19 protein-coding genes and 1 pseudogene are annotated in these 20,649 nt (G+C 71.0%); 9 read left to right on the forward strand and 11 right to left on the reverse strand.

The window, feature by feature from the left end:
- Nucleotides 1-10 precede the first annotated feature (10 nt).
- From ACFYWL_RS10675 to ACFYWL_RS10700, 6 genes and pseudogenes are all read right to left on the reverse strand, one after another.
- On the reverse strand, nt 11-445 hold the full coding sequence (locus tag ACFYWL_RS10675; RefSeq protein ID WP_302739814.1) for an NUDIX domain-containing protein: 435 nt from the start codon (nt 443-445) through the stop codon (nt 11-13).
- 600 nt (nt 446-1,045) lie between these two features.
- Nucleotides 1,046-1,621: a transposase family protein gene (locus ACFYWL_RS10680; RefSeq protein WP_386970223.1), complete on the reverse strand. Its 576-nt coding sequence runs from the start codon at nt 1,619-1,621 to the stop codon at nt 1,046-1,048.
- Between the two features lie 136 nt (nt 1,622-1,757).
- Nucleotides 1,758-2,030: pseudogene (locus ACFYWL_RS10685) on the reverse strand (transposase family protein); the annotation flags it as partial.
- A 60-nt stretch (nt 2,031-2,090) separates the two neighbouring features.
- Nucleotides 2,091-2,672, reverse strand: a complete 582-nt coding sequence (locus tag ACFYWL_RS10690) for an HD domain-containing protein (RefSeq protein WP_386970225.1) — start codon at nt 2,670-2,672, stop codon at nt 2,091-2,093.
- A gap of 90 nt (nt 2,673-2,762) precedes the next feature.
- Nucleotides 2,763-3,233, reverse strand: coding sequence for an NUDIX hydrolase (locus ACFYWL_RS10695; RefSeq protein WP_386970228.1), 471 nt, complete (start codon nt 3,231-3,233; stop codon nt 2,763-2,765).
- Between the two features lie 3 nt (nt 3,234-3,236).
- A complete protein-coding gene (locus ACFYWL_RS10700; RefSeq protein ID WP_386970231.1) occupies nt 3,237-3,776 on the reverse strand; it encodes a hypothetical protein in 540 nt (179 codons plus the stop codon).
- Nucleotides 3,777-4,217: 441 nt separating this feature from the next.
- Here ACFYWL_RS10700 and ACFYWL_RS10705 point away from each other — a divergent pair, with 441 nt between their 5' ends.
- The 3 genes from ACFYWL_RS10705 to ACFYWL_RS10715 all read left to right on the forward strand — a co-directional run bounded on the left by ACFYWL_RS10705 (nt 4,218) and on the right by ACFYWL_RS10715 (nt 5,915).
- Nucleotides 4,218-4,571 (forward strand): helix-turn-helix domain-containing protein, encoded by a 354-nt coding sequence (locus ACFYWL_RS10705; protein WP_386970234.1) that lies wholly within the window; start codon nt 4,218-4,220, stop codon nt 4,569-4,571.
- 291 nt (nt 4,572-4,862) lie between these two features.
- Complete coding sequence (locus ACFYWL_RS10710; protein ID WP_386970556.1) at nt 4,863-5,144, forward strand: winged helix-turn-helix transcriptional regulator; 282 nt, start codon at nt 4,863-4,865, stop codon at nt 5,142-5,144.
- A 285-nt stretch (nt 5,145-5,429) separates the two neighbouring features.
- Complete coding sequence (locus ACFYWL_RS10715; RefSeq protein ID WP_386970237.1) at nt 5,430-5,915, forward strand: prepilin peptidase; 486 nt, start codon at nt 5,430-5,432, stop codon at nt 5,913-5,915.
- Between the two features lie 942 nt (nt 5,916-6,857).
- On the opposite strand, the gene ACFYWL_RS10720 is transcribed toward ACFYWL_RS10715, so the two are convergent.
- Entirely contained in the window at nt 6,858-7,754 is an 897-nt protein-coding gene (locus tag ACFYWL_RS10720) for a GNAT family N-acetyltransferase (RefSeq protein ID WP_386970240.1), read from the reverse strand.
- Nucleotides 7,755-7,911: 157 nt separating this feature from the next.
- Complete coding sequence (locus ACFYWL_RS10725) at nt 7,912-10,368, reverse strand: PASTA domain-containing protein (protein ID WP_386970243.1); 2,457 nt, start codon at nt 10,366-10,368, stop codon at nt 7,912-7,914.
- Nucleotides 10,369-10,488: 120 nt separating this feature from the next.
- On the opposite strand from ACFYWL_RS10725, the gene ACFYWL_RS10730 reads away from it, so the two are divergent.
- The 5 genes from ACFYWL_RS10730 (at nt 10,489) to ACFYWL_RS10750 (ending at nt 18,042) form a co-directional block, all read left to right on the forward strand.
- On the forward strand, nt 10,489-11,145 hold the full coding sequence (locus ACFYWL_RS10730; protein WP_386970246.1) for a hypothetical protein: 657 nt from the start codon (nt 10,489-10,491) through the stop codon (nt 11,143-11,145).
- A gap of 147 nt (nt 11,146-11,292) precedes the next feature.
- Entirely contained in the window at nt 11,293-13,581 is a 2,289-nt protein-coding gene (locus tag ACFYWL_RS10735) for a protein kinase (RefSeq protein ID WP_386970559.1), read from the forward strand.
- Nucleotides 13,578-14,579, forward strand: coding sequence for an AAA family ATPase (locus ACFYWL_RS10740; RefSeq protein WP_386970249.1), 1,002 nt, complete (start codon nt 13,578-13,580; stop codon nt 14,577-14,579). Before ACFYWL_RS10735 ends, ACFYWL_RS10740 begins: the two co-directional genes overlap by 4 nt.
- Nucleotides 14,576-15,793: a DUF58 domain-containing protein gene (locus ACFYWL_RS10745; protein ID WP_386970251.1), complete on the forward strand. Its 1,218-nt coding sequence runs from the start codon at nt 14,576-14,578 to the stop codon at nt 15,791-15,793. Before ACFYWL_RS10740 ends, ACFYWL_RS10745 begins: the two co-directional genes overlap by 4 nt.
- Nucleotides 15,787-18,042 (forward strand): transglutaminase family protein, encoded by a 2,256-nt coding sequence (locus ACFYWL_RS10750; protein WP_386970254.1) that lies wholly within the window; start codon nt 15,787-15,789, stop codon nt 18,040-18,042. The genes ACFYWL_RS10745 and ACFYWL_RS10750 overlap by 7 nt, the downstream gene beginning before the upstream one ends.
- Nucleotides 18,043-18,171: 129 nt before the next feature.
- Here the strand turns inward: ACFYWL_RS10750 and ACFYWL_RS10755 are convergent, their stop codons facing one another.
- Genes ACFYWL_RS10755 through ACFYWL_RS10765 form a run of 3 tightly spaced genes read right to left on the reverse strand, consistent with a single transcriptional unit; the run spans nt 18,172 to nt 20,136 of the window.
- Nucleotides 18,172-18,912 carry a hypothetical protein gene (locus tag ACFYWL_RS10755; RefSeq protein ID WP_386970257.1) on the reverse strand — a complete coding sequence of 247 codons (741 nt, stop codon included), beginning with the start codon at nt 18,910-18,912 and terminating at the stop codon, nt 18,172-18,174.
- A gap of 5 nt (nt 18,913-18,917) precedes the next feature.
- A complete protein-coding gene (locus tag ACFYWL_RS10760) occupies nt 18,918-19,766 on the reverse strand; it encodes a hypothetical protein (RefSeq protein WP_386970261.1) in 849 nt (282 codons plus the stop codon).
- A gap of 4 nt (nt 19,767-19,770) precedes the next feature.
- Nucleotides 19,771-20,136, reverse strand: a complete 366-nt coding sequence (locus ACFYWL_RS10765; RefSeq protein ID WP_386970264.1) for a hypothetical protein — start codon at nt 20,134-20,136, stop codon at nt 19,771-19,773.
- 161 nt (nt 20,137-20,297) lie between these two features.
- On the opposite strand from ACFYWL_RS10765, the gene ACFYWL_RS10770 reads away from it, so the two are divergent.
- Complete coding sequence (locus ACFYWL_RS10770; protein ID WP_091250833.1) at nt 20,298-20,648, forward strand: WXG100 family type VII secretion target; 351 nt, start codon at nt 20,298-20,300, stop codon at nt 20,646-20,648.
- The last annotated feature ends 1 nt before the right edge of the window (nt 20,649 follow it).

Below are 20,649 nucleotides of genomic sequence, written 5' to 3' on the forward strand. Positions count from 1 at the left end.
CGGACGGGGATCAGTCGTACAGGCGTCCCAACAGGGCACCCTGGCCGGACTGGAGGATGTGGGCGGCCTCGAGCGGAATCCAGAAGCACTCGAAGTGCGTGGGCTCCTGCTCCCCGTCGTGGTCCTCCTGGCTCATCCATCGCTCCGGTGCCGACTCGGTTAGCTCCAGGTGAAAGACGTGACGGCGCTGGAGTTCGAACCGGTATGGGCTGATGTCGTACTCGGTCTCGCCGAGCTTCCGCACGAGCTTGAAGTCCCTAAGGCCGGTCTCCTCCCGAGCCTCGCGCAGCGCGGCCGCTTCCGGCGTCTCGCCTGCGCGGATGCTGCCGGCCGGGACCTGGATGCCGACTTCCTCGTAGCTGTAATCGGTGTGCCGGAAGACCAGCAACTTCCCGTCACGAACGATGTAGCACAGGACCTTCTCTTTAGTGACCTTCTCAGGCACCGGTAACACCCCTCATCAGTCGTGGGAACCGGACGCGCCCAGCAGCGCCGGCACTGCGACACATGGGTCGCGGGCGCCCCATGGCGACCGGACATCCGATCGCCTGGGCAAGTGGCCTTGAGTCTAGGACTTGTTACCGGGCATTGCGGAATCCAAAGTGGTCGACGAACCGGGCTATGGAAACCGGAGTTACGGGGCTTGGGATTGCTTCAGCCTGCCTGCAGGCATGAAAGTTTGTCGACGCCATGGTGGGGGGTCATGGTGGGGGGTCGCGGTGGGGCTGAAAGCAAGCAATCCGGTGCGGATGATTTCTTCGATGGCGTCGGCCAAGGTGTCCAGCTATCGGCTAATCGTCATGGCGTCGATGCTAGGGTCCTGGTCGATGTCTTTCGTCTAGGCGGAAGCAGGTGCCCGTGAGCGTCCAGGTAGATCTCTCGTGGTGGACCTCTGAGGTCTGGGAGGGGCCGCCGAAATCGCTAAGGGTGTGCGCAAAGTGACGGCCTGCGAGGTGTTTGAACGGATCGCGGTAGGCCTGTGGATTCCTCGCATCTTTGGGTCTAACGACCTCGTGCAGGGTTGCTGATGGTCGAGCGCAGTTCTTTATCGTGTATGTGGGGTGGCTGGTAGTGCCCTGGGTCGCCGGGGTGTGTTTTCGTTTCGGTTGGTGTGTTGGTGGTCGGACAGTAGGCCGGCGATGGCACGAATGGTGAAGTCGAGGTGTTCGCGTCGGCCGTGGTAGCGGCCCAGGATGCGCCAGTTCTTGAGGTGTTCCGATGACGTGCTCGACGCGGATGCGTTGCGAGGAGTGCCGTTTCCGGGCGCGTCGTGTGCGGCGACCACGCTCGGTGGAAGCGATGTGCGGCGTTTCTGTGGTTTGGGTTTGGGGGTGATCACGACTCCGTTGGTGTCGGTGCCCAGTCCCTGGTAGCCGGCGTCGGCGAGGACCTGGACGCCGAGTGGTGTGTGCAGGAGAAGGTCGACGAGCCCGGCGGTGCGAGCCTGGGTGATGTCGTGCATCGAGCCTCGGCGGATCTCGCCGCAGAACAACAACGTGCCGACGGAATCGCAGATCACGAGGGCTTTCATGGTGTTGAGCCGGGCCTTGCCGGACACGAACCGGTCCCGACCGAGCCGGCCAGCGATCGGTCTGCGGACGCGCACCTCGGTGGCGTCCATGAGGGCCCGGGGGGTGGTGGCCGAGGTGCGCGACCACGTCGGCGAGGGTGCGTAGCCGGATCCCGCCGTTCACGCGGCAGCCCCGGTCGGCCAGTAGTGGTCGGACTTCGCCGACGCTGCGGGTGATCGTGGAGCGGTGCACCCCGAACCAGGCGGCGACCACGTCGTGAGTCAACCCGTGCCGCAGGTGCACCAGCGTGGCGAGCAGCCGGTCGGTGAACCCGAGACGGTGCCTCGCCCCGGCGCCGATGGCGCGACGACGGGCTCGTGCGGCGAGGCGGTCGCGGTGACGTGCCTGCCACCGTGGCGCCAGCTCGACGACCAGGTCCTCGATTACTTGTCGGGACAGACCCGTCAGCCGCCGGTTCCTCATGATCATCGCGCCAGCCATGACCAGGACAACGATCATCGATGCTCAAGGACTCGCAACCGTGCACGAGGTCGTTAGGGGTATCTCCATCAAGCCGATTCACCGTTCACGCGCTTGACCATCATCAAGGGCGGTGTGATCGAGTCTGTCCAGAGTCCGGCGCACGTGCGCGAGGAGAAGTGGCGCAGCACGATTGATCGCTCGATGGACCTGGCTCTGGGGAGGGTAGCGGCGCAGGATCTCCGCGATACGCTCGTCGGCGTTGAGCCGCTGTCCCTGTGGTCCGACCGTGAGGTCGGCGGTGACAAGTGCGTCCATCAGCGGCCCGTCGTCGAGCGGGAAGATGGCAAGTTCATTTGCTAAGCCGCGCTCGGCCGCTTCGAAGCGGGCGCAGGTGTGATGGGCGACTAGCCCCACAAGCTCAGGCGGGAAACCGTGTTGCTGCAGGTATCGCGCGCCGTCCAGGGAGTGGAGGCCGGTGTCCACCAGGCTGGCGGCGTAGCCGATATCGTGCAGCCACGACGCGGCCACTAACAGATCGCGTTTGGCTGGCTCGACCGTGGCCGTCAGCTCGACTGCCCGTTGCCCGACACCCCGTACATGGGCCCAGCGTTGAGCAAGTGTTGGAGAGTCGAGCAGATCAGCGGCGAGCTGTTGAGCTTGGGCGATGAGGTCAGACACTCCCCAAACGGTAGCCGCTCAGCGTGTTGCTCCCACCCACTCTCTGGGGCCCACCGGGGCGTCTTGCGGTGGTTTAGCGTCCCTCCGATTTCAGCCGATGTACGGGTTGGCCTGGTCAAGGAGAGCGTGGTCGATGCGGAGGCGCATCGACGGGTGGATGTCGAGTTGGTCGAGATCGGCCGGATCCACCCATCGGACGTCGCGTGATTCGGTGGAGGTAGCCAGTTGCCCGCCGACCGGCCTAGCTGTGAAGCAGATCGAGAACTGCTGGCGTACCTCGCCATCGTCGTAGGCCATAACATGACGCGGGTTGGTGTAGATGCCGACGAGGCTCATCAGTTCTACCTCGATGCCGGTCTCTTCTCGCACCTCACGCACCACAGTGTCAGAGATTGACTCACCGACATCGTGCCCACCGCCGGGAAGGGCCCACAAGTTGTTGTCGGTACGGTGGATCATCAGGAGTTCGCCGCGTTGGTTCCGTACCGCCGCGACGACCGACGGCACGACGCTGTTTGCCTTTGGGGCATTGGGGTCGTTGAAGTAATCACGACGCGGCATTCTTCATCTCCCGTCGAAGGCGGCTATTACCGCATCAATGTTCGTTGTGGGCTTCGCCTGGTTCCAGACTCGGTCGAAGCTGGTGATGTAATGGTCAACAACGCGGCCACCTGGAACACGCCGTAGTTGCAGAACTGGGTTGTGAGCAGCAGTCGAGCCATACACGTGCGTGTTGACCAGCATCGTCTCATCAGCCCGGAAGATGGAAGCGTACAAGGTCGTATCGTGCAAGCGTAGTTCTACGCCTGGGATAGCCAGGATCGGCTCGTAGTAGCGCAGGCTAAGCAGCACGCGATGGGCGAGCCCGATTCCAAATCCCTCTTCTTCTCCCCGGCGACGTACTCCGGCACCGTTCGGGTCGGCCAGAAGCGCTCGTATACGGCAGCCCTGGCGTGCTCGATCACCGAGTCGGGTGATGTCGTGGAGTTCCGGAAGGAACAAGCCGGCGTAAACAAGTATGTCAACTGACTCGCGTGCCTGTTGAATCAACGAACGCCATAGCTCCAGCGGCACTGCCGAGCGGGACGGGTAGAACTCGACCATTTCGGCCCGCCCTGCAGATACGACTCTGAGGTCGTCCGCGACCGAGGGCCACAGATAAGTCTCGTCAACGCCGAGTAGGTCGACGACGGCGATGCGGTGAGCACGGTGTGGGACACGGTCGCGCGTGATCCAACGCTCCACCGTCTTCGGGTCAACTCCGATGACTTCTGCGCACCGCTGTGTGGTCAGCCCTTTGGCAGACAGGGCACCTCGGAGGCGCTCGTTGGGCATCAGGCTTCGGCCATGGCAGAGGGACGCATGGGGGCCTTTATATCACCATCAAGACGTCCGCGAAAGTCCCTGGCGGGCGGTGTCCACATCCCGACGAAGAGCGATCAGATACGAGGCAGCCCGGTGCCGGGGACCCGCACCTCGTCGATCGGGCGTAGCGCAAGACGTCACCGCGCCCGCCGACACCGCCCTAGGTATTGGGAGAACAGGATGACCACGAACGCATTGCCGGGCAGCATCGCTGCAATCAAGGCGATGCCCGTGAGATACACAGGTTGGCGGGCACCTAGTCACGCTGACCCGTCCTGGTGGCTCAACGATCAGTTTGAGGGGCGGTCGCTCACCGAGTTACTGCGTCAACACGACATCGGTGCGGTGTTCCGCTTCCTCAAATCGCGTGGCTGGAGTCAGTCGGCGATCGCCGCCGCTACTGGCACGACGGAGAACCAGGTCCGTGCAGTGATCCGAGGTCGACAGCGCGTGACTTCTTACGAGGTGCTCGAACGGGTAGCAGAAGGACTAAGCATTCCGCGTGGCCTGATGGGGCTCGCATACGAGCTCTGAAGTCCGTTTCCCAACCAATGCGTCCGGATGGATGTCTCGCCCTCATCGCGCCTCCATCCTGTCACCGATGGGTTTACGATGGGCCACCACGGTGGGGCTGGAAATGCTGCGCGGAAAGATCGATCGTCGATTCAGGAGCAGGCTAAGCGACGTGGCGATCATGATCCGCACTCGGCGCGTCCGAGGTCAGCCACCTGCGCCCAGAACCACTGCCGCCGGCTTCCGGTAGGAAGGTAGAGAGGGCTGTTGTGTCTGTTGCCCGAGGGCTTGCGCCACTGCTGCTGGTCCCGCTTGTGGCGCCCATGGTCATCACACCCGGTCTCCGACCTGCTCCAAACCATCCGGTCCACGCCGAGCGGAAAGTCCCTGAACGAGGCACTCCGCCGGCTGCAAAACCGGGACCTGATCGTCCGCAGCAGCAGCGATGAAGGCCTCCTGTACCAGCTGACACCCACCGGGCGCCAACTCCTCCCGCTGCTCCTAGGGTTCATGCAGGAGATCCAACAGTGGGCCGAGCGGTACCGCGACAGCGCCGCCCCCATGACCGGCACCCGGCCAACCCGCAGGCCGTGACCGCGCCACCCGAACGCCGGCGAGGCGCGGGGCGATGCGCCAGGCTGTCATCCTTACTGCCGGCATCCTCGGCGAAGGTGCCGGCGCGCTGATCCCGCGACCGACCTACTGGTTGTCCGTCCCGGCCGACTCGCCACCGCGCGCCGTCTGCCATCACTGCCAGCTGCCTTCCAGCCCGGGGTGCGGGGTTGAATTGTCGTCGGCAACCGCTGCGCCAACTGCGCACGAAACCTTGGCCCCGCGTGGCCGCTGCTCAGCGGCATCCTCGCCGTCACATCGGCCGCCTTGGCCTGGCGGCTGGACCCCACGACCGCAGATGACCTGGTGCTGTTGGCGGCGTGGCTCCTGGTAGCCAGTGCCGGCCTGCTGCTGGCGTGCGTGGACGTGGCAGTGCGACGGCTACCCACCCCGATCGTGCTCGCCACCGCCGCCGCCCTGGTTGCAATGGCCGGTGTCGCTGCCGCCGTCTCTCGCCAGCCATGGATGTCCGTCAATTCCATCGCGGCCGGCGGGCTGCTGGCGGGGATCTACCTGCTGCTCGCGCTGCTCGGCGGCGGAATGGGGATGGGCGACGTCCGACTCGCCGGAATGCTCGGCCTGGCCCTCGGGACTACCACCTGGACCGCGGTGCTCCTCGGGGCGGTACTGCCCTACCTCCTCGCCGCACCCCACGCCGTCGCGCTTGGCGTCGCCGCGCGCGGGCGCAGCCACCTCGCGTTCGGGCCCTACCTGGTCAGCGGAGCGCTGTTCGCGGTCCTTGCAACCGGATAGCCAAATCCCGGCGCCTACTGGTTGACCTTCCATGGAGCATGCGCTCAGGGCCTGGGTGACGCCGGGACTATTGGGGCAAACTTTCCTTGCCCGGAACTCGTCGGGGCCGCCTGTATGGGCGGCCCCGATGAGGAAGGCTGTGGTCTCTGGCGTGGATGGCCGTAGCGGGCCAGGGCACGGTCCAAGACCCGGAGCGAGGAACTGCCGTTCGCCCAACTCGAGGTCGTGATGAGCCGCTGGCGTGATATCGAGCGCTCCCTCGCCGAGCCACCGCCCTTCATCTACCCGGCAACCCGGACCACGATGAGGCAGATCTCGCTGGCCTGCCCCTGGTTGAGCTGGTCGTGTGGTGCTCCGATGGTGCTCGGACGTTCGGCACCCCATCAGCACTGGCGCGACTGTTCCAGCATCGCAGGAGCTCTGCCAGCCCTCGCCAGCGGCGGCCTGTTCAGTGCAACGCCTGGACCAGCGGAAACGAAAAGCCCTCCGTATGGACGGAGAGCCGCTGAACCAGTACGTTATAGGAGTCTAAGCTCACGATAGAGATATTTTGCTCGGTTCCGACTACGGATCAGAAGGTTGGGGTTCGAGTCCCTTCGGGCGCACTTTACGATCAAGGCCGTGACCAGCGGAAACGCGGGTCGCGGCCTTTTCCTGTCCTGGCATGTGGCACGGTCATCCATGATGTGGACGCTTGGTGCTCCGTTGGTGCTCCTCCGTTTCGGCGGTGCTCTGTGTCGTTCTGTGCCATGACTGTCGGCCGGTACCCGTGTGATCCGGATCGACCCCGTCGAGTGGTTCCCTGCGGCAGCCGTCCAGCGCCGTCACCAAGTGAACGGCCCGTCAACGTTCGGCATGCGGGCGGGCGTCTGGTGGACCAGATGGTTCCGGCACCCAAGCCATGGTGCTTCCTGCCTGCCGGGGAAGCGTTAGGTGCGGCGGTCAGGGGCCACCCGGCGGTGAGTCAGGTTCGTTGTGCGTAGGCAGCGAGCGCCGGTTGATGGCATGTTCGATGAACTGGCCGCAGGAGCGGAAGCCCAGGCGGCGGTAGACGGGCTCGCCGTCGGCTGACGCCTGCAGGACCGCGATGCGGTGGTCTCGGTCACTGGCCGTGCGGAGGGCCGCGACTGTGATGGCGCCGCCATAGCCGCGCCGGCGGTGGGCGGCCAGGGTGGAGATGTTGTAGATGCCGGCGACTCCCGCGTGATGGAACACCTCGGCGGAGCAGACCGGACGGTCCTTCACGTAGCCCACCAGGTACCGGGCCGGGCAGGCCGCGGCCAGCGCCTGCGAGGCGGCCCGGGCAAAGAAGTCCTGGACGGTTTCGGCGGGCGGCTTCCAGTTCGCGGCGAGGACCGTGGCGTAATCGGCGAGTTGCTCGGGCGTGGTCACCCTCCGGATGTCCAGTTCCGGGGTGGCGGGAGGCGGCAGGGTGTTGTCCAGTTCGGCCCACATCGCCGTCTCGCGTTCGGACGCCGGTAGACCGAATGCCGTCAGGCGGGTGGTGAGGTCTGCGGGTGTCGATGCAGGCCCAACCCACCAGGAGAAGCGGCGGCTGGTGTGGGCCAGTGTCTCGGCGGTCTCGGTGATGCGGGCTGCGACGCTGGCGTCGGTGAAGCGGGCCGCAGCGACGATGTTGAACGTGTCGTCGTCCAGGCCGCTGTCCGCGACCAAGAGGTCACCGGTCTCTGTGACGGTCGCACCAGCCATGCTCCGGTGCAGGTGACAGGCGTGTTCCGCCAGGTTCCGCTCCATCCTGTCCGTCAAGTCGACTTCATCAAGAAAATGATTATTCACAGCGATTGATCCCAGCGTGACCGGACGAAGATCGCACGCCATTCTAGGCAGCTCCCACCTGCAACGACACCGCCGGCGGGTCGGCGTTCTGGGCCAAACCTCGGTAGCTGCGCCCGGCCACGGGGCCGGTTTTGAGGGTGGCGAAGAACGTCTCAACCATGGCGTTGTCGTAGCAGTCGGCGACGTCGGGGGCTCCTCGTTACCCGTTCGGACGGAAAGGCGGCACCTTGAACCAGATGTAGCAGATATTGGTGGTCTGGTCGGTGTAACCGTTCTGCGTGTGCGAGTCATGCTCGAAACTGCCCACCGGGGCGAAGGCCCAGGCCCGTCGCGCGTTGCTGTACATGCCGTTCAGCAGGGCCGTGCCCGGCACCGGGCTGCCGAAGCACCGGAAGATCCGGCCCATGCTCTCGTATCGCGAGGTGGGCGGGTTCGGGTCCTGGGAGTAGTAGTAGCTGATGTCCCGGGTGCCGCCGCCGCAGTTGTTCCGGCAGACGAAGCCGTAGACGTCGACGAGGCCGGGCACCTGGGCGTCCGGCGGGTAGGCCCCACCGATCGCCGGCTGCTGCTCGAAACCGGCCTGCGGGTTCGGGTCGAGCGACAGCATCCGGGCGTCCTGGCCGCTGACCTTGAACCGCTGCAGGTGCACGGCGGCGGTGTCCTGGTAGTTGATCTTCACCTGGGTTCCGGGGACGGCCGCGGCCGTACCGGCGGATGGGTCCTGGCTCTTCACCACGTCCACGTCCCAGGTCACCTCCTCCGGGTTGGGCGCACAGCCGAAGCCGAGCGACGCCAACCGCTCGCACGCCGCCGCCGACGCCAGCCCGTTCACGTCCGGCACGGTGACCCGGTCCTTGCCGAGATAGGTCACCGTGACCTGCGTCCGGTTGGCGACCTGGCTGGACGCCTCGGGACTCTGCCCGATCACCTTGCCCATCTCCGCCGGCGTCGCGGCGATCCCGCCCTCGACCGGCGTACAGGTCAGCCCGGCATTCTGGATCGCCTGACACGCCTGGTCGACGAAGCTGCCGAGGACCGGCGGCACCACCGTCGGGCCGCAGACGAAGACGGTCACCTGGGTCTTGGGGTGCACCCGGGAACCGGACTCGGGCACCGAGGCCAGCGCCTGACCGGTTGCACATCCTGGGTCGCTGCGGGTGGTCGGCACGCACCGCAGGTTCGCTGCGGTCAGGTCGGCGCAGGCCGTGGCCTGATCCTTGCCGGCCACCTGCGGTACCTCGACCAACTGCGGCGTCCGCGCTGGCCGGGGACGGGGACTGGCCGACCGGGTCGGTCGAGGGCTCGTGGTTCGGCTGGGCAGCGCGGTCGACGTGGTCGGACGGACAGTCGGCGCGGTGGTCCGCGGGGGAGTGGTCCGTGGGGGAGTGGTGCGCGGCGCGGTCGGCGCCGGGTCGTCGGTCACGCCGTCACCCCGACCCTTGTCCACCTCGCGCAGCTCGTCCCGGTCGAAGACCAGCATCCGCCGGGCGTACGGGTCGTTGACCCAGACCCGCCCGTCGCGGTACGTCACCTCGAACCGACCGGTGCCGGGGACCTGCACGGCACGCCGCTGCCGCAGCGTGCCCAACTCCAGGACGATCACCTGGCGCTGCTGGTGGTCCGGTACGTAGATCCGGTCCCCGGTCACCACGGGCCGGCCGTAGTCCCGGATGCCCCGCCGCCCGGAGAGCCTGGCCTCGTACTGCGTGCCGGTCCTGAAGTCGATCACCGAAACGGTGTCCTCGGGTTGGTGCAGGGTCACCAGCACCGGGACGGGCGCACCCGGCTCGGCGACCCGGACCGCACCGGCGTCGATGCGCTTGTCCAGGTCCACCGTGCGATCGCCCTTGGAGCCGTCACCGATGATCCGGGCCGAGCCGCCGTCGCCCCGGACGGCCTGGTAGACGATCGGACGGTCACCGGCGAGCGTGAGCCGGACGGCACCCTCCGGCGCCGACACGACCGACTCGTCCCGCACCCCGTCGCCGTCGATCCGATAGAGCCTGCCGGCGATCTGGGAAAGCGCCCAGGCCGTCCCGTGGCTGTCGACGACGGCGTCGTCGACCCTGGCGGGAAGCCTCACCGGTCGGGAGCTGTTCCCGTCGAGCAGGGCCAGCGTGCCGTCGACCGGGTTCAGCAGATAGGCCCGCTCGCCACCGGTGACGAGCTGGTGGGGGCCCTCCCGGCCGTCCGCCGCCGGCCGTTTGTCCGGGGCGGGTGACGGCGGGCTGGACGGCTGGTCGCCGGCGCCCGTGGCGGGCCGGCCGGAGGTGCCGGCCGACGGCGTCGCGCCGGCCGGCGTCGGCCGGCCGCCACCGGGAGCCTGGTCGACCCGGGTCGGCCGCATGTCGTCGGTGGGCATCCGCCAGGTCTCACCGGTCTCGTTGTTGACCACGTAGACCCGATCCGGGCCGACCTGGACCACCTCCAGCCGCTGCCGGCCGGTGGCCAGGGCGCGGGCGGACCGGGCGTCGGCCTCGCCGCTCTCGGCGTTGACCCGCACGACGGTCTGGCCCTTCTGGACGTAGGTGCTGGCGTCGCCGAGCACCGCCTTCGAGGACCGGTAGCCGATCCCGAACGTGGTCACCAGCACCGTCGCCAGCACGCCGACCACGAGACCGACCTGGGTGAGCCGCTCTCGGTGCCGCCTGAGCATGACTACCTCCGTTGCGCGCCGTTACGGTAGAGTCACTGCGCCCGTTCCTCCGCTGGACGAGCGTAGGGCATCTGGGGGACCATCGGCAGCGCCGAGGATTGGGAAGGACTACCCGGCATCTTGACCGATCTGACCGTCACCTTCGACAACACCGTGCACATCGGCCGACCGACCGAGATCGTCACGTTCGGACGGGCCGCCGACTGCACGGTCTGTCTCGACCCGCACGACGTCTCGGTGTCCCGGCGGGCCGGCGCGTTCGAGTTCGTCCACGGTGGCTGGCGGTTGACCAACCGTTCCACCAGCCGGCCGTTGTCGGTGATCGACGAGCGCGGGCTACGGAAGGTCCTCGGGCCGGGGCAGCGGTTGCCGGTCGAGGAGCCGATCTGGGTGCTCGTCGAGGGCACCCGCAGCCACCGGATCCGGGTGGACGTGCCGATCAGTCATCCGCAGCCGGAGCAAACCCTCTCCCCCGGCCTGCCGACCGCCGTCGGGGAGAAGGTGCTGGTCACCGCCGCCGAGCGGCGGACCATGGCGGCCCTGTTCGTCGAGTACCTGCGGGATCCGCCGGAGGCGGTGCCTAAACCGAGGAGCTACCAGGCCGCCGCCGCCCGGCTCGGTGAGAAGAGGTCGACCGTCCTGAAGCGGATCGAGTATCTGCGCGCCCGGCTCACCGCCGCCGGCGCACCCAGTCTCACCGGCCACAACGCCCTGGAGAACCTCGCCGAGTACGCGCTGTCCCGCCGGCTGGTGACCAAGGACGACCTGCGGCAGTAGCGCCGCCGAGAGGGACGACAGCCACGATCCCGCAACGGTGAGGGCTTCCGGTTCCGGGACGTACCGGGCCTGACCTAGGGTCTGATCCGCAGATCCACATCGGACCGTCGGGACCGAACCGGGATCGACGGACAGGCGGCGGTGCAGATGGCGAACGACGGCGGTGCCGGACCCCGGGTGGTCTCCTGGCGGGGCGCGGCCCCGCTGCCCCGGGCCGCCGCCCGAGGCTACCTGCGTCACCTCGACCTGCTCCGGTCCCTGCCCGACGAGGGTGGGATCGCCCCGGTGCAGGACGGCGGCGTCGACCCGGACGGTCACCCGTGGCTGCGGTTCCCCGACCATCCGACGACGGTGGCCGACCTGTTGCGCAGTGGAGCACTGCCCGCCCCGACTGCCGGTGTCGCCGTCGGGGCCGCCGCCCGAGCGCTGACCACCCTGCACGGCGTCGGGCTGGTCGCGGGCGTGGTCAGCCCCGCCCGGCTGCTCTCCGATCCCACCGGCGTCGTCCGGTTGGCGCCGCCACCACCGGTGCATCTGGTGGAGCCGGATCCCGCCTACAGCGCACCCGAGGTCCTGCTCGGCGAGGACCCGACCGAGGCGAGCGACCGGTACGCTCTGGCGGCGACCGCGTACGCGCTGCTGGCCGGAGAGCCGCCGTTCGGCACCGGCCAGCCGGCGGCGCTGCGGGCGCTCACCACGGCCCCGCCCCGGCTGCACCGGCCGGACGTGCCGCCGGAGGTGACCGACGTGCTGGTGCGGGGGCTCGACCGGGATCCGGCGTGCCGGCCGACGGTCGGGGAAATCGGTGACCGGGTGGCCGGTATGGGCCCGCCGCGCGGCCGGCAGACCCGGCCGGGGTGCGTGGACACGAAGGAGTCGTCGACGGCCGGCGCGCAGCCGTCGGTGGGGACGCCGGTGGTCGATCCCCGGGAACTGGCCACCCTGCACCCGGATCCCACCGGCACCCCGCTGGGCAGCAACTACCGGTACGACGAGGAGGTCGGCAGCGGCGCCTCCGGTGTGGTCTGGCGCGGCCGACGGATCAGCGACGGGCAGCCGGTCGCGATCAAGATCCTGCGCCGCGAGTTGGTCGGCCACCCGGACGCGTTGATCCGGTTCCTGCGCCAGCGCACCGTGCTGCCCGCGCTGACGCACCCGCACCTGGTGCGGGTGCACGACCTGGTCGCCGAGGGTGACGTGGTCGCGATCGTGATGGACCTGGTGATCGGCGAGGACCTCCGGCAGGCGACGGCGTACGCCGGGCTGACCCGGTCGGAGACCCTGACCGTGCTGGCCCAGGTCGCCGGTGCGCTCGCCGCGGTGCACGCGGTCGGGGTGGTGCACCGCGACGTGAAGCCGGAGAACGTGGTGCTTCGGCGCGACGGCGACCGGTTGCACGCCTACCTCACCGATCTCGGGTTGGCGAAGCTGCTGGACGGCCCGCAGCTCACCAGCGAGAGCGTCGTGGTCGGCACGCCGAGCTACCTCGCGCCGGAGATCCACACCGGGCACCCCGCACTGCCGGCCAGTGACGTCTACGCCCTCGGGGTGACCCTCTACGAGCTGCTGGCTGGCCGGCGGCCGATCCGGGGCTCGGGTGCCGCGGCGTTGCAACTCGCCCACCTGGAACAGGAGCCGGCCCGGCCGGACGGGCTGCCCGACCCGCTCTGGGACCTGCTACGGGCCTGCCTCGCCAAGGATCCGGCCGCCCGACCGACCGCCGCCACGGTGGCGGATCGGCTCACCCTCCTCGCCGCAGGGGACGCCGCGGCCGGTCGGCCCGGCGGCGCGACGCTTCCGCCCCCGGTCCCGGTGGCCCCCGTCCCGGCAGCCGGCGTCCGTCCACCCGCGGCCGGCGGCCCGAGCGGTGACGGCCGGTCCGGTGCGGGCGGCGGGGTGGCCGGGTCGTCGGGGTACGGCACGGGAGCACGGGACGCCGCCGGGACCGGTGAGGCGACCCGTAGCACGGTGCGCCCGCTGGCGGATCCGCCGACACCGACGCCGCCCGCCCGCCGTCGCCGCTGGATACCGCTGACCATCGCGGCGGTCGTCTGCGCGCTGGTCGCCGGTGGCGTCGGGCTGGCGCTCGGCGACCGCGGCAGCCCGACATCGACGCCGACACCAACGGCCACCGAGCAGGCGCAACCGGTGCTGTACCGGCTGCCGGTGACCGCCACCAGCGTCCGCGCCGGCACCGTGCGGCTGACCTTCCCCGACGGCACCGCGCTGCCGGGCTTCCAGTACTACCTCGTCTACCGCGACGGCACGCCGATCGAGGACTTCACCCCGGACGCCTCGCCGTTCCTGGTCGCCACCGCCGACCACCGCACCCGGCACTGCTACGAGATCGCCGCCCTGCTGGACACGGCAGAGCCCCCACCTCCCCTGAAGACCACGCCCGCCTGCCAGGCCGCGAACGGAAGGCCCGACCAGTGAACCCGCGTACCGATCCGACGACCAACCCGTCCCGCCCCAGCTCCGACCCGGCCGACTACTTCGCGGCCACCTTCCGGGCGTTGCAGCAGAACATGGAGTACGCCCTGCAGGGCAAGTCGGCGGTGGTCCGGCTCGCCCTGACCTGTCTCTTTGCCGGGGGTCACCTGCTCGTCGAGGACGTCCCCGGGGTCGGCAAGACCACCCTGGCCAAGGGCATCGCCAACTCGCTGGAGGCGAGCTGGCACCGGATCCAGTTCACCCCTGACCTGCTGCCCAGCGACATCACCGGCACCTCGGTCTACGACCAGAGCGACGGCCGGTTCACCTTCCGGCCAGGCCCGGTCTTCGCCCACCTCGTCCTCGCCGACGAGATCAACCGGGCCTCGCCGAAGACCCAGTCGGCCCTGCTGGAGGTGATGGAGGAACACCAGGTCACCGAGAACGGCGTCACCCACCCGGTGCCCCGGCCGTTCCTGGTGATCGCCACCCAGAACCCGATCGACCTGGAGGGCACGTACCGCCTGCCGGAGGCGCAGCTCGACCGGTTTCTGCTGCGTATCGCCGTCGGCTATCCGGACCTGGACGCCGAAACCGCGATCCTCACCGGCCGGGCCACCCGTGCGCTGCCGGAGCTGGCCCGGGTGTCCACAGTGGAGCAGGTGTCCTGGATGATCCAGTACGCCGGCACGATCCACGTCGCACCCACCATCGCCCGGTACGTCGCCGAGCTGGTGCACGCCACCCGGTCCCGCGAGGAGTTGCGGCTCGGCGCCAGCCCGCGTGGCAGCCTGGCGTTGATGCGGGCCGCCCAGGCGTGGGCGGCCTGCGAGGGGCGGGGGTACGTGACCCCGGACGACGTGAAGGCGCTCGCCGAGCCGGTGCTGGCCCACCGGCTGCTGCTCGACCCCGACGCCGAGCTGCGCGGCGTACGCCCGCAGCAGGTGCTCGCCGAAGTGCTGCGCGCGGTCCCGGTGCCGGCCGCCGCCGGAGTGTCGTGAGAGTGCTCACCGGGTCGGGCTGGGCGGTGCTCCTGGGTGCCGTCGCGCTGACCGCCGCCGGCCTGGCGCTCGGCTACCCCACCCTGACCGGGGTGGGGGTGGCCGCGGCGATCGCGCTCGCCTGCGCGCTGGCGGCGATCCTGATCCGACCCCGGATCAGTGTCACCCGGACCATCACCCCGCACCGGGTGACCGTCGGCGAGCCGGCGCTGATCCGCCTCGACGTGCATAACCTGAACCGCTTCCCGGCCCCCCGCTTCGACGCCGTCGAGCAGTTCGGCGGGGTGCCGCTGCGGGTCCGGGTCGCCCCGCTCGCCGGCCGGCAACGCCGCGCGCTGCACCTGCCGGTCCCCACCGCCCGCCGCGGGCTGGTCCGGCTCGGCCCGGTGGTGGTCGAAAGGTACGACCTGCTCGGCCTGGCCCGGCGGGCCCAGCCGATCTCCGGGCAGGCGTGGCTGTGGATCCGCCCCCGGGTGCATCCGGTGCCGGCGGTCCCGCGCGGGGTCGTCCTCGACTTCGAGGGTCGGCTCACCGACCAGTCGGCGCGGGGCTCCACGGCGTTCGCGGCGCTGCGCGAGTACCAGCCCGGCGACGACCCCCGGCACATCCACTGGCGGTCCTCCGCGCGACGCGGCACGCTCCTGGTCCGGGAGCACGTGGACACCACCGAGCCCACCACCACCGTCCTGCTCGACACCCGGGGCAACGTCCTGACGCCGGCGGGCTTCGAGGACGCAGTGGAGGTCGCCGCCTCGGTCGTCGCCGCCTCGACCCGCAGAGGGCACGAGGTCAGCCTGGTCGCCGTCGGCGAGGATCGCCAGGCGGTGCGGGAGGCGGGCGGGTACGACGTCCTCGACCGGCTCGCCGCCCTCGAACGCAGCCGCGCCGACGGCAACGACGTGCTGGTCCGGCTGGCCGAGCGGGCCCGGCCGGGCGGCACCCTGGTCGTGGTCTCCGGCGCGGAGCAGGGCCTGGTGGCCCGGCTGGCGCTGCTACGGCGTCGGTTCAGTCAGGTCGTCGTGGTGCAGCTCGACGCCGACCGGGCGGACCCGGGTGACGCCGGACCGGACCGGGCCGGGACGACCGGCGGCGACGGGTCCACCCCGGTGCCCACGGTCACCCGTCGGGCGGGTCTGGCCGTCGTGCGCGCCACCCACGTCGACGGCGCCATCCGGGCCTGGTCCCGGGTGGTCGGTGGAGGAACGGCATGCTGAACCGCCCCGACGAAGCACGCCACCCACGCGACGACGCCGGCCCGGCGGCACGCGGCAGCCGGCCGGACCGGTGGCAGCTCGGCCGAGCGCTGGTGGGGGCCGGGTTGGCGGCCACCGCCGTCCCGGCCTTCGCGCCGGCCTTCGGTGTCGGCCCCGGCGGCGCGCTCACCGACTGGCGGTACGGGCCCGTCCTGCTCGGCGCGATCGGCCTGGTCACCGCCTCCACCCTGCTCCTCGCTGCGGGTACCCGACTCGCGCCGGTGAACCGGCTGGCCGTGACGCTCGGCGTGCTGGTGGGCTTCGTGCTGCTGGTCGTCGCCCCCGGATCGGCGATCGTGCGGGCCACCCGGCAACTGCTCAGCGCGGCGCTGCCGCTGGAGCCGACCGGTCCGGAGTTCGCGGTCGTCACGCTGGTCGTCGGGGCGGCCACCCTCGGCGCCGTGGAACCGGCGCTACGCCGGCGGGCCGCCCTGCTGCCCCTGGTCGCCCCGTTGCTCGCGGTGACGGCTGGCCTGTCCGTCTCCGCGCCGGCCGGCCCACCACCGGGCTGGCTCGCCCCGGCCGTCGTGGTCGGTGCCGCCGGACTGCTCGTCCTCGGCCGGCTCGGCGCGGGACAGCTCGTCGGGTCGGACCCCGGCCCGCCGCCGGCAGGCGGTGCCGGCGGGGAGCAGCCGGCTGCCCCAGCGAGCCGTGCGCCGTACCAGCGGTTGGTCGGTGTGCTGACCGCCGTCGGCCTGACCGGGCTGGTCGTCGTCGCCGGTGGCGTCGGTGCGGAACTGCTCGCCCCGGCGGGACGAACCGCACCGGCCGAGGCCCGGCAGCTCGTCACCGACCCGGTCGAGCCCCGGACGTCGACCAGCCCGCTGGCGCTGTTTCCCGCCCTGCTCAGCGGCAAGCGTCCGTTCTCGGTCACCGTCACGTCGAGCCAGCCGCCGCAGCGGCTGCGGTACGTGACCCTGGAGAGTTTCGACGGCACTCTCTGGAGCACCCGGGCCCGGTACCGTCACGCCGGGACGCGGCTCCCCCCGGGGCCCGCCGCCGGCCCGGCGGAACACCGCAGCGAGCTGATCCGCGTCAACCGGCCCGAAGTGGTCGGCTGGCTGCTCTCCAGTGGCCGTCCCACCAGGGTCTCGGTCACCGGCCTCGCCGTCGACGAGGCCAGTGGCGACGTGGTGGTGCCCGCCGGCCAGCCGGTGCCGGCGCAGTACCGGATCGACAGCACGGTCGGGGTCGTCGACGAGGAGCGCAGGCGGGTCTCCGTCCCGGCCGCCGGACCGGACGCGCCGGCCTTCGCCGCCCCGGAGGATCTGCGCACCTGGGCCCGCCAGGTGGCCGGGGGGCAGCGCAGCTATGCGGCGCTGGAGCGGCTGGCGGGGCACTTCGCGGACTATCGGCTGGAGACCGCCGAGCCCCCCGGTGGGCACGGTTTCTACCAGATCCGCGAGCTGCGTCGCACCAGGGTCGGCACCGCAGAGCAGTACGCCAGCGCCTTCGCCGTGCTGGCCAGGAGCCTGGGCTACGACGTACGGGTGGTGGTCGGGTTCCGCCCCCGGCCCACCGGTGAGGCGGGCCGTTACCGGGCTGAGGGCCGCGACGTCCACGCCTGGGCGGAGGTCCGCTTCGACGGGGTGGGCTGGCTGGACTTCGATCCGACCCCAAGCCGGACGGTCGGGAGCGAAGGTGCCGACGACCCCGCCCCCGAGCAGCCGGAGCGTCGCCCGTCCACCGAGCCCACCGCCGGTGCCGATGCGGAGCGGACCGCCGATCCCCGCGCCGCCGGGGCCACCGACGCGCGCCCCGGCGGGGGCGGCACGCCCTGGCCGGCCGGCGTCGCCGTCCTGGTCGGTGTGCTGCTGCTGGGCGGCGCGGCGGTACCCGTCGCCAAGAGCATCCGCCGACGCCGGCGACGCGGCGCTGTCGACCCGGGCCGGCGGGCGTCGGGTGCCTGGCGGGAGACGGTGGAACGGCTGCTCGACGGCGGTGTCGCGGTCACCCGGTCGCAGACCGTCGGTGAGGTGGTCGGCACGGTCCAGGGCCGGTTCGACGAGTCGACGGCCCACGCCGTACGGCGGCTCGGCGGGCTGTACGAGGAGGCGGCCTTCGCGCCCGGCGTGATCAACTCGTCCGCCGCCGACCTGGCCTGGACCCAGGCGGACCTGATCCGGGCCGCGGTGCGGCGACAGCTACCGCCACTGGCCCGGCTGCGCGCGCTGCTGAACCCGCGCAGCCTCGGCTCGACCCCGCGCTGAGCCGGCGGGGGTGCTGGCGCTCGTCGGGGGCGGGGTGTCGCTGCTGACGGCGTCGACCGTCTGAACAGGCCGCCGGCCACCCGTTGCTGACGGGTGGCCGGCGGCGGCGCGAAGTGCGAGGCGCGGAACTCAGCCCGGGCCGGGGTCGGGGTGCAGGGCGAGGGCGTGCAGCGCGGCGGTGACCTCGGCGGCGGTGGCCGGCTCGGCGACCACTGCCGGGCCGCCCTCGTCCGAGTCCGGGCCGTCGTACTCGCGGACCAGCCACAACTGGTCCGGGCCGGCGTCGAGGACGGCGAGCAGGCCGTCCACCCTGGACCGGCCGTCGGTGCCGTCGGCCCGCAGCAGGACGCTGCACCGACGCCAGCCGCCTGCCGGCTCGGGCACCAGATCGGCGAGGGCCGCGAACCGGCCTCGGAACCGCCGGTTCCCGGGACGGCCGTCTCCCGGCGCAGGCTCGACCAGCGCGACGAGGGTGTCCGCGAGGCGGTCGGTCGACCCCGCGTCGAGCGCGAACGTGTGCACCGGCTCGCCGAGCCGGTGCCGGACCAGGCCGGTGCCGCCGGCCAGCACCGCGTGGACCGTACGCGGCCCGGGGCCGGCGGTCGTCGCGGTCTGCTCGACGAGCACGCACACCCGGTGGGTGGCGACCGCTTCGACCAGCGCGCCGAGGTCGACCGACGGCCACAGGGCACCGGCGTCGTCCGGTTCGAGCAGTCCCCGGGTCACCAGCCCGGCGAGCGGGTCGGTGCCCGGGGTCGGCTCCGGGGCGTCCGGCGGGAGGGGGACGCCCCACAGCCCCGGGGCGTCCAGCGCGTCCGCGAGCGCGTGGAGTTCGTGCGTGGTCAGGTGCAGCGTGGTCGTGGTCGACATCCGCGTCACCCGCCGAGGATCTTCTTCTTGAAGAAGCCCCCGACGTCCTCGGCCACGTCGGCCACCTCGCCTGCGGCGTCGCTGGCCCGGTCGCCCACCCACCGGGCGGGGCCGGAGCACGCGGTACCGCCGATCACTCCGCCGGCCACGATCGCCCCGCCCTTGACCAGCGGGTGAGGTATCGGCGCGGCGACGCCGAGCTGGGCCCCTGCGGTCGCGCACGCACGGACGGTGGCCGTCTCGGCGGCGGTGCCGGCGGCCACCTCCGGCACGCTCGCGCCTTCCTTGAGCCGCCGGCTGCCGGAGCCCGCCGCCGAGGCGGCCAAGCCACCGATCTTGGCGATCCTCGCCGTCCGGTCGATCGCCTGACGGACCTCAGGATGGGCGCGCGGGCCGGAGCCGTTGATCGGCCACTTCGGCCCGTCCTTCACCCAGTGGCGGTAGCCGTAGTGGCTGCGCAGCATGGTCGCGGCCGTGCCACCGAGGAAGGCGGCCTGACCGCCTAGCCACGGGTACGGGCCGAGCGGTCCGTACCCGCCCGGCGGCACCACCTTGCCCTTCAGCGAAGCGAGCATCGGGGTGAACGGGTCGAGCAGGTCGGCCCGGCTCGCGTCGGCGCCGGTCTGCCCGAAGGCCGTGGCGGCGGCGAGCAGGGTGTCGGCGGCCCGGTCGAGCAGGCCGGCCAGCCCCTTCAGCCCGGCCACCACGGCCTGCGCCTCGGGCGGCAGTGGACCGGTGTCGAGGTGCAGGTCGCCCGCCACCTCGCCGAGCGCTCGGGCCTGCCCGCGCAGGCGCTGGTCGAGGTCGAACAACTCGCCGAAGACGAAGACCCGTACGCCGCTGAAACCTGACATCTCGTCACCCCACTCCGCTGGCCACCGCGGCGGCGAGCTGCTTCCTCGCCGCCCTGAGATCGGCCCGGGCCGTGTCGGCCCGCCGCTCGTACCGACCGGCGATCCGGCCCAGGTCGCCGGCCGCGTCGGCCAGCCTCGACCGCGCGGTCCCCACCACCTCCCGGGCCGACTCGGCCCGGCTCCGGGCCCGGTCGACCTTCGCCGACCTCGACCGAAGGCCACCGACGTCGACGGAGACGGTGGACAGCGTGTCGAGCGGGCCCCGGAGCCGGGCCAGTGCGGCCCGGCAGGCCCGGGCGTACCCGTCGGCCTCGTCGATCTTCTCTTCGAGGGCGCGTACCCGCGCCGCGAGGGCATCCACATTGCTCACGTCGCCAGTCTCGGGGCGCACCGGGCCCGCCGGTATCGGAAGGGCTTCCGATACCGGCGGGGTGGGCCCGGCGCCTAGCGTCGAAAGCGCCGATCCGGACGGATCGACCGCTCGCCCTGCGACCGCAGGAGGGCACCGACCAGCACCGACAGGAGACCACGATGTACCAGCTCGATCCCGGGCAGGCCCACGAGTTGGGGCGCAAGTTCGGACAGCAGGCGGACGTGGAGACCACCGCGCTGATCCGCGACATGAACGCCAGCGTGCACCGGATGCAGGCGATGATCAGCACGCTCAGCGCCGGCGTGAAGAGCATGGACTGGAAGGGCCGCCGGGCCACCTCGTTCGACAATCTCTGGGAGGGCGAGTTCAAGCCGAGCATGCAGCGGATGCAGCACTCGATGGATGAGTTCACGCCGGTGCTGGAGCGGATGCGGCTCGCGTTGAAGGACGCCGAGCGCGCCATGCACGCGCACGCCCGCGACACCGAAGCGATCGATTTCGCCCACTGAG

The sequence above is a fragment of the Micromonospora sp. NPDC002575 genome (genome assembly GCF_042889525.1).
Taxonomy (GTDB): Bacteria; Actinomycetota; Actinomycetes; order Mycobacteriales; family Micromonosporaceae; genus Micromonospora; species Micromonospora carbonacea.